This window comes from Mesorhizobium sp. f-mel, assembly GCF_053850215.1.
Genome location: NZ_JBSPTO010000055.1, coordinates 1 through 12,375, shown reverse-complemented (window position 1 = coordinate 12,375; position 12,375 = coordinate 1). Strand labels below are relative to the sequence as shown.

The window sequence follows — 12,375 nt, the reverse complement described above, 5'->3', positions numbered from 1 at the left end:
CCGTCGCGGTTTGGTGATCGAGATCGCCGGTTCTTACGGTGAGGTGCTGAAGTTCATGACTGCCCTCACCATCACAGAGACTGACCTGCGCCGTGGTCTGTCGATCATTCGCGACAGCATCAGCGCGGTGCAGGACAGAGTTCTCCGTCAGTAGAAGCGCCAATCCCGCTGCCGTGACCGATCCTTCCGGGTCAGGCTCGGCTTGAGAGTCGGCGAAGTAGCACTGGTGCGCCCCGCACCAGCTGTAAGAGTTCCGCGATCAAAGCGGAACACAAGATTGCTGATCGAAACGCGAAGGAAAGCCGGAATGGCTAATACAGAGGTCATCAAGAATTACATCGATGGGAAGTGGCAGGATTGTCTGTCGGGTGCACGTATCGAGGTCGATGACCCGTCGAACGGCGAAACGATTGCTATCGTAGCTGAAGCAGGGCCCAAGGACGTCGAGCTCGCCGTTGCTGCTGCCCACCGCGTTTTTCGCGACCGCGTTCTGATAGACATGCATCCCTATGATCGCGGACGCATGTTGTTTCGCGTTGCTGACGCACTTGAAGCGCGCGCCGACGAGATCGCGGCCATCAACTGCGCCGAGACCGGGAAGGCATTGGAACTCGCCAATGGCGAGGTTCAGACCGCAATAAGATACCTGCGGTACTATGGTGGGTTGGCCGACAAGCTTGAAGGGCGATCGATCCCGCGCGGGGCAAACCTGGTCGACTACACGGTCAGAAGTCCCTTTGGCGTCTCCGCCCAGATTGTTCCGTGGAATGGTCCACTTGAACTGACGGCCCGCTCGCTGGCCTGCGCCATCGCAACCGGCAACTCAGTCGTGGTGAAGTCGCCCGAACTGGCCCCCCTTTCCGGAGTTGAACTTGCAGGTGCCTGCGAGACCGCGGGGCTGCCTGCCGGAGCGGTCAACGTGCTCACTGGATACGGCCAAACGGCAGGCCAGGCGCTGATCGAACATCCCGATGTTCGCCACATCGTCTTCACGGGCTCGATGACTACCGGGCAGAAAGTCCTCAAGACGGCGGCGGATCGGATCGTGCCCTGCATAATGGAACTGGGCGGCAAGTCGGCCGCAGTTGTTTGTGCCGATGCCGATCTCGACTGCGTGGTGGAAGCGGTACGCATCGGGACCTTTCTCAATGCCGGCCAGAATTGCAACAACCTTACACGTCTTGTTGTGGAACGTTCTATTGCAGACGAACTGATAGAGAGAGTGAAGGTCTGCGTCGAAGGACTGTCAGTCGGTCCAGGACGCGAGAACTGCGATATCACGCCGTTGATCTCCCAAAAGCAACGACAGGGAATCGAGCAGGCTTGCCAGACGGCACGCTCGCAGGGCGCACGACTTGTAACCGGTGGGACTGCGCTTTCGGATCGAAGCGGTTATTTCATGGCGGCGACGGTGTTTGCCGATGTTGCACGAGACAGCAGTCTCTTCCAGAAAGAGGTATTCGGTCCCGTTCTTGCCGTCACCAAGTTCGATGATCCGGTAATGGCGGTCGATCTCGCGAACGACACCGATCATGGCTTGGCAGCCGGCGTGTTCACGCGGGATATCGACCGGGCCCTTTGGACCGCCGATCGCCTTTGGGCTGGCCAAGTGTACGTGAATGGATGGTACGTCGGAGGCGTCGAAACGCCGTTCGGTGGAGTAAAACAGTCCGGCTACGGCAGGGAGAAGGGTCAGGAAGCACTGGACGGCTACGTTCAGACCAGAAACATCGGGATTCGAATCTCCCAGCCATCATTTGGAAATTGAAAGCTTGTTTCCACGTGGGCGGAATGCTGCAAGTCTCTGCGGAATGGGTTTGTGCACTTCAAACGACGTTTCCAACATCTCGTCGAGTTCATCGAGCCCGCGGAGGAGATCCCGGCTGGCCAGCCAGGGGCTTGCAAAAAGCTCGACGCTCGCAATTTTGTCCTGGAGGCAGCCCCGCGCATCACCATACCGGCTAGGAAGATAATTTATAGCCGCAATTGAGGCCTGACATATGAACGCTGACGAACACAGCCCGCGCGGTTCAAAGAATCTACTTGCGACTACGGGCATCCACCCATGCAGGTCGATCCACAGGGCTTTCCCACACCTGCCAGGAGTTGCTAAGCAGCGCGGCCGGGTGAGATCCCCCAGGCGTGCTGGAACAGTGTTTGCTCGATGGCGCTCTGCTCAACTCCGGCTGCGCCGAGCGCCGCCCAGACGGTTGCCTGTGCTGAACTGATCACCGGCTTCTTAAGGGAGCGTTCCAGCTGACTGATCAGATCGTACGTTTCAAGGGCTGTGCAGCTTACGAACACCACGTCCGCCTGGCGTCGATCCGCCGCCCGGGCAGCCTCCGACAGCTCCTCGATCGTCATGTCGGTCAGCCCGGCGGGCGATTCCGGCTCGTGATTGATGAGAGACAGGACCTCGTAGCGGGCCGCGGTCAGGAAGTTGCCCAACAGGTGGGTGGTCATCCTGTCGTAGGGGGTCACGACTGCGACCCGACGGGCGCGGAGCGCATGCAGCGCGTCGAGCACTGAGCCGCTCGTGGTCAGAGCCTTCTCGGCCCCAGCCCGCTCCATGGTGGTTCGGATCCGGCGCTCGTTAGCGAGCCCCGCACCAAAACTGCCCGATGTGCACGCGAAGGTGATGACCGCCGGGCGCACGGTCACGAATGCGCGCGTGCCCTCGATCAGTTCCTCATCAGACGGGATCCAGGGTCCTGCGTCAGACTCCACGAATGTGTCGAGCGGCGTCCGGGTGAACAGTAGTGTGGTTCCCGCTGGGGTCCAACGCCAGAAATCGCGGTCGTTTGCGTCGTCCGGGGTGGTTATAATTCCGATTCGCGCCATCGATGACCTCCAGTTGCAGCCGAAAAAGTCAAGCGTAGGAGCGGCCGTTCATTCGGTCTGCGATGAAGAGATGTTGACAAGCGTAGCAGCGCTAGGCGGGTGATTGCGCACAATAATCTGCCGGACTTCGCAGGAAATCGGCGATGTACCGAGGGCGGCGACCCTGAAGTCGGCATTCATCGTGGTTCGACAGCCGCTAAGCGACAAGCTTGCGGCTGAACCAGTCCATGACCGTCACTAAAGTAGAGAGAAAGCGTTCGTATCGGGATATAGATAATCACGTCGGCGCACCAAGCCGATTGAGTCGAGCAATCCAGATGCCGCGGCAGGTACGGGTAGTGCTGGTGCTGTGGATGCGGCTTGCGGGTCTCCGGCGCCTGCCAGATCGGCGATTGACCGATTCTAGCGCATCAGCGCCGCCGAACCAGCTTGCGCCAAGGCACCAGCCCTGCAGTCGCAGCTTCCGCGGCATCTGGCTCTAGCATATCGGGGGTTCCCCGAAGGCTTCGTGGATGATGCACATCAGTTCGATGTTCTCGAGGTCTCGTCGGTGAGCTGGCGACAGGACGAGGTCGCCGAATCGAGACCAGCTCGCACTGGCGGCGATTGAGAGCCTGTGCTCAGGATTAACCATGTTGTCTCCGATCGAGGCTCAGCGATCGAAGACCTTAGCCAGAAAAGTTCCGTCCGACGACGAGTTGTCCGATACTCGGCCCGAGCCTGAGCACAGGCCTTGGCGTGCAGCTTCGGCACGCCGGCTTGCCGGCCGAACTAAGCGTCGGAGGGCTTGCCATCGACAAGCTGGCAAGCTTGTCGATGGCAAGCCTCTTCCATTGCGTGATCTGGATGCGGGTGAAGCTGGTGCTTTGTCGCCAGTCCGAGATCGGCCGCTCGCTGCAGATCGTGTCAACCGCGACCTTGGCCTTGAACTCGGCCGGAAACTGGTTGCGTGTGTTCGGCTGCGGTTCCCGTGACCTCGGTCACACCGCTGACAGCAGTTCGTCTGCATCTCGTTGAACCGTTGAAGCACCCAACCCGAACATTAAACATTCGACCTGAACGGAACAGGACCCCGACGATCGCAGTGGGAGATCCGGAGTTGACAAACAATCCGCAATCAAAGAGCCGTTTGACGGCTTTCATGCGCATTTAACAAAATAACGCCGATCTCCTGCGCTTCGACGGCATGTTCACTGAAACTGGCCCGATTTAAGCTGCCAAAATCTGAGCGCCCTGCAGCGCCGAACTGACGGCCAGTGTTAGGAACAATGACCACGGCAGCTCCCTACCAACTACCAATTCAAGAGGCTCCTCCATAACAACTGAACCACAAAGAGCCCTCGGAATCATAGGACTGGAAGTCGGGCTTCCACCAGGTGAATTTCCACCTCCGCAACCGTTCTCGGTCTTCAATCCGGCAACTTTCGACTTCCCAATAATCATTGAGACTGCCGCCGGAGCATTGGCGGATCGGGTCATCCCCGGCGATGCTTCTCTCGAGCCAGCCTACATTGCAGCTGCCAGGCGGTTGGTCGAGCGCGGGGCCGTCGCAATAACCGGGGATTGCGGCTTCAGTATCCGGTATCAGGCCGCAGTGGCCGCGTCGGTCAAAGTTCCCGTGGCAATGTCGAGCCTTCTACTGGCGCCCACCCTACTGCGGCAGCTTCCGGCCGGCGCAAAGCTCGCCGTTGTGGCCGCAGACTCAAGTCATTGCGGCGAAGAGCTGCTGGGCATTGATGGTTCATCCGCACGCGCAAGAGTAGTGATCGGCGGTATCGAAGGTGACACGTGGCCGACTGGTGTTGTCGAAATGGAGTCTGAGGTTGCAGCCTGTGTCGCGCGACTTCGCGCCGCACATCCGGAAATTGCCGCACTCCTGTTCGAATGTACGTTGTTCCCGATGGTCACGCCAGCACTCCGCCGTGGGACTGGACTGCCCATCTATGACACCGCAACGCTTTATCGGATGACGTTCGTGTCCGTCGCTTAAACCGCTCAGGCAGACGACCTGACCGATGAGGTCATGTCCGGGCAGACGCGCGTTTGGGGAGTAATGCTTGAAAAAGGCCAGCGGGCTTGGCGACACGGCGCGCCATGCCCCATCGCGAACAGCGTCCAGCGCCCAACCGCGATCGCTGGCGCCGGCCGTTTCGATTGCAGCTACAAAAGCGGCATGATGATCATCCCTGGTGCAATGCGGAGCCTAAGAAATCCGTCAACACCCGACTGTGCTCAAAGCGGGTCTACATTAAATGCGCATAGACGGCGTCCGGGCGTGGTTCGATGCCAAGCCGCCAGATAGCTGATAAACTGCAATGGGGGCTGCTCGTCCTACCCCAATAGCCGTCCCGTTTTCCACATGATGGAAGTTGAATTTCCTGCTTCAGAATAAGCGGCTTCCGCGTCCCATTGCAAAATCGGTCGGGAGAACCGGGACATGTTTGCTTCGGTCCATTAGATCGACCGACGCGTGTTCACGCGTCGAAAACGCCGATTTCGTGCGTCTGCATCGAAAGGTTCGCAGAACGCGCTTCCGTTGCGCGGCTATATTCATGAGGCGGGTGCCGAGCGGCCTCACTGGATGAAACATCCGAAGGCCGCCAAGACGCGACTCTACGGCGCCCATGATGATGGGAACCGCCGAATGTCTCAGGGTGTGTTTTGGGAGACGAGCGGCGAAACTGAACCGGGAGGACTACCCAATGGTCAAGCGGAAGCAGGAAAACCACAGCTTTAACTCTACAATCTTGAAGGGAATGGCGGCACTGGGCATGGCGGCGGTGGCAGTCGCGTCATTTGCCGGTTCGGCGTCGGCGGAGTCGCTGCTCGAGAGGATCAAGAATGGAGAAACCATCCGCCTCGGCTTCTCCAACGAGCCTCCCGGCGCCTATCCAGGTGCCGACGGCGAGCCGCTCGGAGTGCTCAATGAAATGACCCTGGACGTTCTGGAGAAGATGGGTACGACCAAAATGGAGCCTATCGTAACCGAGTGGGGCTCGCTCGTTCCCGGCCTGCAAGCCGGCCGCTTCGACATTATCACGGCCGGCATGTGGATCAAACCGGAGCGCTGCCGCAACGTGCTGTTCAGCGAACCCATCGCCGCGGAGAAAGGTGCACTGCTCGTTCCCAAGGGCAATCCGGAAGGACTGCATTCTTATGAGGATGTGCGTGACAAGGCGCTCACCCTCGTCACTGGCGCCGGCTACACCGCAATCCAGGAGGCGCAGAAAGTCGGCATCGCCGACGATAAGATCATGCAGGTCGCCGGACCGCCGGAGATCGCACAGGCTGTCAAGGCAGGCCGCGCCGCCGCCGGTGCCCTCGACTACTTTACAGCGACTGGACTCGTTAAAAAGGACCACAGCGTTGAATTGGCTGACTCGTTCACAGCGCCCGCCAACTATCCCGCCGTCGCCTTCCCGCTTGACCAGCAGGCTGCGGTCGACGCTTTCAACGCCGCGCTGAAAGACTATATCGGCTCTGACGAAATGATGGTGGTATTCGGCAAATACGGATACGGCAGGGCCAATCTGCCGGACGGCAGCAAGACCGCTGATCTCTGCAAGGACTGAGGCAATGTGCCTGATCGCATCCCCGGCCATGGCCGGGGATGCGATCAGTGGCGGAGCGTATGATTCTAGCTAAGCTTCATCATGGCGATGCTCGATAAGGGCGCGGCTCGCTGCTTGAGCAAACAGATCGCCACTTCAGCGACTGTGCAAATGTCCTTGTGGCGAGGCCAACCAAGGTCTCGGTCCTTACGGCAATTATGCGGGCGAGCGAACGTGCCACATCAGCCAGATACCCGAGTAGTTCCTGACGTGCGCCGCTCCTAATGAACGATCGTGGTAGAACAGGAGAACACCCGTGGAAATCAGAGTTGTGCGTCCAAACGATCTTTCTCAATTGCGAAAGCTTTGTGAGGAGCACGCCGCTTTGGAAGGGGTGACGATTGCTGACCCGGGCCTGAGTGCTAAATGGAACTCGGCATTCTTTGGAACACCTGCCCAGTTATTCGGCTGGGTTTGTGACGAAGGAGATAATCGTCCTGACGCTCTCACAGGATACATGACAGCTTCAATCAGGCTTTCGACATGGTCTGCAAAACCCCACCTCTATCTCGATTGCATCTACCTCCGACCCGAGGTGCGGCGCTCAGGCATGGGAAGAGCAATGTTTGGCATATTGACGCAATTTGCCCGCGAAAGCGGATGCAAAGAGATTCAATGGCAAACACTCTTGTCTAACGAGGGGGGAATTGCTTTTTATCACTCGCTCGGTGCAGTCCCGACATTGCGATGGAGCCGATGGAGCCTCTCTGTAGACGAATCACTGTTTAGGAAGCCGTCGTCTGCTTTTAAGGAGACTTCCTCGCCTTGTGCTACCCGAAAGTGTATCTGAGCCTTGTCCACAATTCGGCGTGACAGGGCAATTGACTTCATCCATTTCGTCTGAGCCGTCGCTTATAACCGAAGAGGCTCAAAGAGCTTGCTGAAATCGACGCTCTCCTTCCACGCCTCGGTGGCCTTCGGATGTTCATCCAGTGAGGCCGCTCGGCACCCGCCTCGTGAATATAGCCGCGCAACGGAAGCGCTTTTTTGCGAACCTTTCGGTGCAGACGCACGAAATCGTCGTATTCGTCGCGCGCACACATTTCTATCGATCAGGTTAACCGGGTAGCGAAATCCACAATCTCACCGTTCCGGCTCCCGATCCTGCGGGCCGGGACATCGTGATCATGGACGATTTGGGCGGGGCACAATCCGCAACCAGAGGAGATAGCCCCATTCATAGGAGAAGTATCCGGCAAGCCATTTGCCTGCTCTTCGCGCCGCTCGGCCGCTTCCACCGTGGGCGGCGAGTTCGCCGGGGCCGCGCGTGGCGTCGAGAAAATCCGGCTCCTGGTCGCGGGCAAGATCCATGAGGGAGCCGCCGCCTTTCTCGTCGAGCGTCTCGACCAAGGCGCCGAACTTCCTGGTGATCGCAGGGCTGTCCGGGGAAAGTGTTTGGTGAATCGAAATGCCGCATGCGCATGCCCCGTAAGACGGGGATTTTCCGTCTACCTTCTGGTTGTCGAGACTCAGAAAGGGAACGGGGCATGCGCTTTACGCCTAGCATTCTTGGCAAGCTGGTTGAACCGATCAATGTTCGCCGCTTCCAGACGATTGTGGATAGCCACGACGGGGATGCCTATGACAAATCGTTCAAGAGCTGGGACCATCTGATGGTGTTGGTCTATGCTCAGTTCAGCGGCGCGGCGAGCCTTCGCAGCCTGGAAGCCGGCTGGAACGCCAATGGCCAGCACCATTACCACCTCGGCAGCGAGTGCCGCGACCGGGCCGGCTGTGCACCCACCAAAGGTCGAAATGTCGCGAAAATAGCTCATGCCATCTTCGGGCGCGTCCTTGAACATCTCGAAGACAGGCTCGGTCGTGACCGTACAGGATATCGCAGCATAGCCCGATGCCACGCCTTTCGCCATGGACACGATATCGGGTTGGATGCCGTATTGCTGATAACCGAACCACGTACCGGTACGGCCAAGGCCACAAACCACTTCATCGATATGAAGCAGGATGTCGTATTTCCTGCAGATCTCCTGCACCCGCTGCCAATAACCTTCCGGGGGTGTGATAACCCCACCACCCGCGGTCACCGGTTCCAACACGATCGCACCAACCGTAGCCGGCCCCTCGCGCAGGATCACCTCTTCGATGGCATCGGCCGCACGTTCGCCGTAGTTTTCGACATCCCATTGCTTCCGGTATTCCAGGCAATGGGGAACCATGACGAAGCCGCCCGGATAGGGGCCGTACTGATCGGCTCGTTGCGGCTGTCCGGAGGTTGCGAGCGTCCCGATCGTCGTGCCGTGATAGTCACGCTCGCGATAAAGGATCTTCCACTTCTTGCCTCCGTGATGGCGCGCAGCAATCTGGCGAACCATCTTGTAGCCCTTCTCATTAGCCTCGGAGCCGGAGTTGGAGTAATAGACGCGGGTCAAACCCGGCATCTTCTCGATCAGCTTCTCCGCGAAAAGCGCGCCCGGAACGTTGCCTGCCGCACCCGCGTAGTAGTTCAGCTTTTCAAGCTCAGTGACATGGAAAACCCTGCGCGACCTCCTTGTTCATAGTGTCGAACTCCTTCCAATTGCAGCCTGCTACCGCATAGGCTGCTTAAAACATGAGATCGGACCGCTTCAGTGCCGCCTCGTGAATGTACCGCGATAGATCGGCCGCTTTGAGCAAATAGCGTGAGAAAAATGCAGGAAAGGTGCGAAATGTGATCAGAAGTGTCAATAACTGTGGAATCGGGACCCCATATTTTCGCGCAAAAGGGGCTCTGACGCACTCTCGCTGCGGCCACAGCCTAAGTTGCACCGACGAGGCGCGCCTGGAGCAGATCAATCTTGGCGCGGCCGTACATTTGCCGCTTGATGAGTTTGAGCTTGGTGATCTGGCCTTCGGTCTGGCCATTCGACCACGGAGAGATAATGGCGTTGCGGACTGCGGCGATGTCCTTTTCGACCCCGTTTGCAAAGGAGCCGACGAGGCTTGCCTTCGCGCCCTCGAGCCAAGCGTCCAGTTTTGCGACCGCCTTTGATCGGATCATCTGCTGAAAGTCGTCGATCAGCGTTCGCGCGGTGACGAGGTCAGGAACATTGTTCTCGATCGCCGCGATCAGTACAGCGTCCGATTTGGACAGGTCGTCACGCGCCAGCGTCATGAGCCTGGCGTGCTTTGTGCCGAAGGCGTGCGGGCAAGTGCGCTTTGATCGGCCTTTTCAGCAAGGCGTCTGCGCCGCGCCCATTCAGAGACGACGCCGATCTGGCCGCGGAAGCCCTTCTTGCGCATTTCGCGCCAGAGCGCCGAAGCATTGCGCGCGCCCTGCTCCCAGCGGCCGTCAAGCCAGGGAAGCCATTCCTCGAGCGAACTCTGCCGGACGCGGAACATGTCGGAGCGCTGACCGCGCAGGACGCTGCGGACGAGCTTGCGGCTATGCCCGGTACGCTTCACGATCTGCTTGATCGGCACACCCTGCTTCGACAATTCCAGAATGGCCTCGTTTGTCTCCTGGCGACGCAGATATCCGTCATATTGCAGCCGCTCGGCATAGGTGAGAAGCTTTGGATCGATGATGGTGCTGCCGACGGTCTTTCGAATCTGTCGCATGGATTTGCTGACTGCATCAAGGAAAGCGCGACTGGCATTCTCCATGAGATGCCAGCGGTCGGCCACCTGGTCGGCGTGAGGCAGGGCCTTGGCGATCGCCTCGCCATATCCGCCACCCCGATCGCGAGCGACAGTCACAATGGAAGGATGGTTCGCCAACCAAGCCTGCGATGTCGCCTGTTCGCGATCGGGCAGCAATGTCACCGGCCTGCGGCGTTCGAGATCGCAGACAATCGTCCCGTATCGCTGGCTGCGCCGGAATGCGAAGTCGTCAATGCCTATGATGGCGAGCTTATCACGCGGCTGTTCAGTCCTGCGGCGCACGACGCGCAACAGGGCTTCGTTGCTCACCGGCATCATCAGGCGATCGGCAAAGGCTGCAGCTGGCCTGCCGCCCAGCGCCAGTCCCAAGTGATGAACGATGGTCTCAAGGCGTCCGGTTCTTCGTGATAACGGGGCCAAAACATCGGCGCCAAACCGCTCGGCAAAAATGCGGCGGCGGCAAAGAACGGCATTGCACCAGAATCGGCGAACCGTCACCCGCAAGACCACCCGCCGGCCAGCGATGGGCAGATCGGCGGCTTGCCGCATATATCGGCTCTGGGTCCGGCATGAACTCGTCCCGCAGCATGGGAAACGTCGTCGAGCGCACCATCGCGTTGAACCGCAATTATGTGAAGTGCCGGATTATGAACAGTTGTGCGCGCGATCTTCTGGATGCGAGCGGGTGCCGGCATTCTCCATTAGGCCGGGTCGCTTGAGTGGTGCGGTCTTCCCGGCTCAAAGTCGCTGCTGGCTTACAGGCTGGCGGAGGATCTGATGTGGTGAAGAAGGCTGCGGTTGCCGAAATGGATTGCGGCTTTGCCATTCTCGATGCCGCCCTCGAAGGCTAGGACTGGCTGGTCGGCGACTGGCTCTCGCTGGTCCACATCTATCTCGTCATGCTGGTGGCCTGGCACCCCGCGGTGAAAAGGTTCCGAGCGCCTGGCCGTGGCTGGCTTCAACCGATCGTCCCCGCCCGTTGTTCCCGCACGAACCGGCCTACGGCCGGATCGCATTCGAGGCCCATTGCCCGATCATACGCTGCGCCGCTTTCAGAGTCTTGCCGGAGCCTGGCCAAAAGACCGGCGCAATAGGGCTGGTATTCGGCTAGTCGCTTGTCGCCGCCAAGATCATCAGGTGCGGTCAATCTTGCCGCGGCACCCTCGGGCTCGGAAATGGACACGGCCCGGTTGATCGATATCAGCCGCTTGTCCGGTGTCCGGCGGGTCCCCGTCGGCCATGCGGCCTCTCCTCGGCGATCACCCTGAGATCGTCGCGGGCCGTTTCGCCGGTCAGCCGCCGTCTGACGGCGTCGATGCGGCGGCGCCGCCACAGGTGTTTTTTCAGCAGTCCAGCGAGCTGGTCACGGATTGGAGAATGGTTCAGAACCGAAGGGCGGCCACAGACTGTCCTGCGGACGGAAAGGTTTTGGCCGATCGGGGACATGCCGGTCGAAACGCAACCGAACCCAAGGAAATCCGCCAGGCTGGACGCGATTACCCCCTTGAATTATTTCATTGGAGCTCGCCATGACGAGGAGAATACCGGCATCGATGCGCACGCGCCAATCCCTTTCCGACCTGATTGAAGGCGTGACGAATTCGTCCGGGTACACCTCGAAGCATCCGGCGCATAAAGCAGGTGCGCTCTGAGCGGCGCCGGCTTGGTGCATCCTCGTCCTCAGTGCGCGGATAGCCGGGCGAGATCGCTTGGCTGGTGAACTGCTTCGGATTCACGAAGAGCGTCACGATCACCCGGTCGGCGCGCTCGATCGCAGCGCGCAGTAGGCTGACATGTGGTGGTCGGCACCACGGCAATCGTTGCGCCCTTGCGGGCATGCGGCCACGATTTCGCGAAGCCCCGCATCGGTCGCGAAATGGCACGCTCGCGCTGCTTCTCGGCTCTTGGTGGCGCCGGCGTCGCCGTTCTGGCACATGCTGCGCAAGGACGCCGACTACATGTGGGGCGGTCAGCCTTGCTCGCCCGCAAGTTCAGATCGGTCGAACTGCGTGCCGGCTACAATAGGCATGGCCGTTTTCCAGTGGTTGATGAACAACTCCTCTGTCAAGACCGGGGCGCTATCCACCCGCCCATGGGATCTCACAGTCCCTCCCAGGGCGACGTTTGATCCCACTAATCAAATCGGTCGGTGTCGGGAGTCGCTTCCCCAAGGTTTACCGCCATGCTGTCCTGCACCGCGCTGATGCTGTCGCGAATGGTGGACAGACCACGGCGCAGGTCAGTCTCTGTGATGGTGAGAGCAGTAAGGAACTTAAGCACCCCATTCCGCGGGCCACAGGTCTCGATCACCAAGCCGCGACGA

The 12,375-nt window shown here is 59.5% G+C and carries 9 protein-coding genes and 4 pseudogenes; 6 read left to right on the top strand and 7 right to left on the bottom strand.

What is annotated here, in order from left to right; genetic code table 11:
• Positions 1 to 277 precede the first annotated feature (277 nt).
• Positions 278 to 1,768: an aldehyde dehydrogenase family protein gene (locus tag ACWUKX_RS30415; RefSeq protein ID WP_456010368.1), complete on the top strand. Its 1,491-nt coding sequence runs from the start codon at positions 278 to 280 to the stop codon at positions 1,766 to 1,768.
• A 341-nt stretch (positions 1,769 to 2,109) separates the two neighbouring features.
• On the opposite strand, the gene ACWUKX_RS30410 is transcribed toward ACWUKX_RS30415, so the two are convergent.
• Positions 2,110 to 2,841, bottom strand: coding sequence for a maleate cis-trans isomerase family protein (locus ACWUKX_RS30410; protein WP_456010367.1), 732 nt, complete (start codon positions 2,839 to 2,841; stop codon positions 2,110 to 2,112).
• Between the two features lie 759 nt (positions 2,842 to 3,600).
• On the opposite strand from ACWUKX_RS30410, the gene ACWUKX_RS30405 reads away from it, so the two are divergent.
• Complete coding sequence (locus tag ACWUKX_RS30405) at positions 3,601 to 3,858, top strand: hypothetical protein (protein ID WP_456010365.1); 258 nt, start codon at positions 3,601 to 3,603, stop codon at positions 3,856 to 3,858.
• A gap of 100 nt (positions 3,859 to 3,958) precedes the next feature.
• Here the strand turns inward: ACWUKX_RS30405 and ACWUKX_RS30400 are convergent, their stop codons facing one another.
• A complete protein-coding gene (locus ACWUKX_RS30400) occupies positions 3,959 to 4,117 on the bottom strand; it encodes a hypothetical protein (RefSeq protein WP_456010363.1) in 159 nt (52 codons plus the stop codon).
• 186 nt (positions 4,118 to 4,303) lie between these two features.
• On the opposite strand from ACWUKX_RS30400, the gene ACWUKX_RS30395 reads away from it, so the two are divergent.
• From ACWUKX_RS30395 to ACWUKX_RS30385, 3 genes are all read left to right on the top strand, one after another.
• Positions 4,304 to 4,831: a hypothetical protein gene (locus tag ACWUKX_RS30395; protein ID WP_456010361.1), complete on the top strand. Its 528-nt coding sequence runs from the start codon at positions 4,304 to 4,306 to the stop codon at positions 4,829 to 4,831.
• 712 nt (positions 4,832 to 5,543) lie between these two features.
• Positions 5,544 to 6,413, top strand: coding sequence for an ectoine/hydroxyectoine ABC transporter substrate-binding protein EhuB (gene ehuB / locus ACWUKX_RS30390; protein ID WP_456010359.1), 870 nt, complete (start codon positions 5,544 to 5,546; stop codon positions 6,411 to 6,413).
• Positions 6,414 to 6,708: 295 nt separating this feature from the next.
• Positions 6,709 to 7,242, top strand: coding sequence for an N-acetyltransferase family protein (locus ACWUKX_RS30385; RefSeq protein ID WP_456010358.1), 534 nt, complete (start codon positions 6,709 to 6,711; stop codon positions 7,240 to 7,242).
• A gap of 335 nt (positions 7,243 to 7,577) precedes the next feature.
• Here ACWUKX_RS30385 and ACWUKX_RS30380 read toward each other — a convergent pair whose 3' ends face one another.
• Positions 7,578 to 7,802 carry a hypothetical protein gene (locus tag ACWUKX_RS30380; RefSeq protein WP_456010369.1) on the bottom strand — a complete coding sequence of 75 codons (225 nt, stop codon included), beginning with the start codon at positions 7,800 to 7,802 and terminating at the stop codon, positions 7,578 to 7,580.
• A gap of 137 nt (positions 7,803 to 7,939) precedes the next feature.
• Between ACWUKX_RS30380 and ACWUKX_RS30375 the strand changes: the two are divergent.
• Positions 7,940 to 8,171, top strand: a pseudogene (locus tag ACWUKX_RS30375) (DUF4372 domain-containing protein); the annotation flags it as partial.
• Here ACWUKX_RS30375 and tpa read toward each other — a convergent pair.
• From tpa to ACWUKX_RS30355, 4 genes and pseudogenes are all read right to left on the bottom strand, one after another.
• Positions 8,165 to 8,932: pseudogene (gene tpa / locus ACWUKX_RS30370) on the bottom strand (hypotaurine--pyruvate aminotransferase Tpa); the annotation flags it as partial. The pseudogenes ACWUKX_RS30375 and tpa sit on opposite strands and share 7 nt — an antisense overlap.
• Before the next feature lie 275 nt (positions 8,933 to 9,207).
• Positions 9,208 to 10,643, bottom strand: a pseudogene (locus ACWUKX_RS30365) (ISL3 family transposase); the annotation flags it as partial.
• A gap of 923 nt (positions 10,644 to 11,566) precedes the next feature.
• Complete coding sequence (locus tag ACWUKX_RS30360; RefSeq protein ID WP_456010357.1) at positions 11,567 to 11,890, bottom strand: pantoate--beta-alanine ligase; 324 nt, start codon at positions 11,888 to 11,890, stop codon at positions 11,567 to 11,569.
• A 295-nt stretch (positions 11,891 to 12,185) separates the two neighbouring features.
• A pseudogene (locus ACWUKX_RS30355) lies at positions 12,186 to 12,375 on the bottom strand (diaminobutyrate--2-oxoglutarate transaminase); the annotation flags it as partial.

Excerpts from the sequence above, each read along its gene's own strand:
- ehuB (WP_456010359.1), top strand. The coding sequence starts at position 5,544 with ATGGTCAAGCGGAAGCAGGAAAACCACAGCTTTAACTCTACAATCTTG.
- ACWUKX_RS30360 (WP_456010357.1), bottom strand. The coding sequence starts at position 11,890 with ATGCCCGCAAGGGCGCAACGATTGCCGTGGTGCCGACCACCACATGTC.
- ACWUKX_RS30410 (WP_456010367.1), bottom strand. The coding sequence starts at position 2,841 with ATGGCGCGAATCGGAATTATAACCACCCCGGACGACGCAAACGACCGC.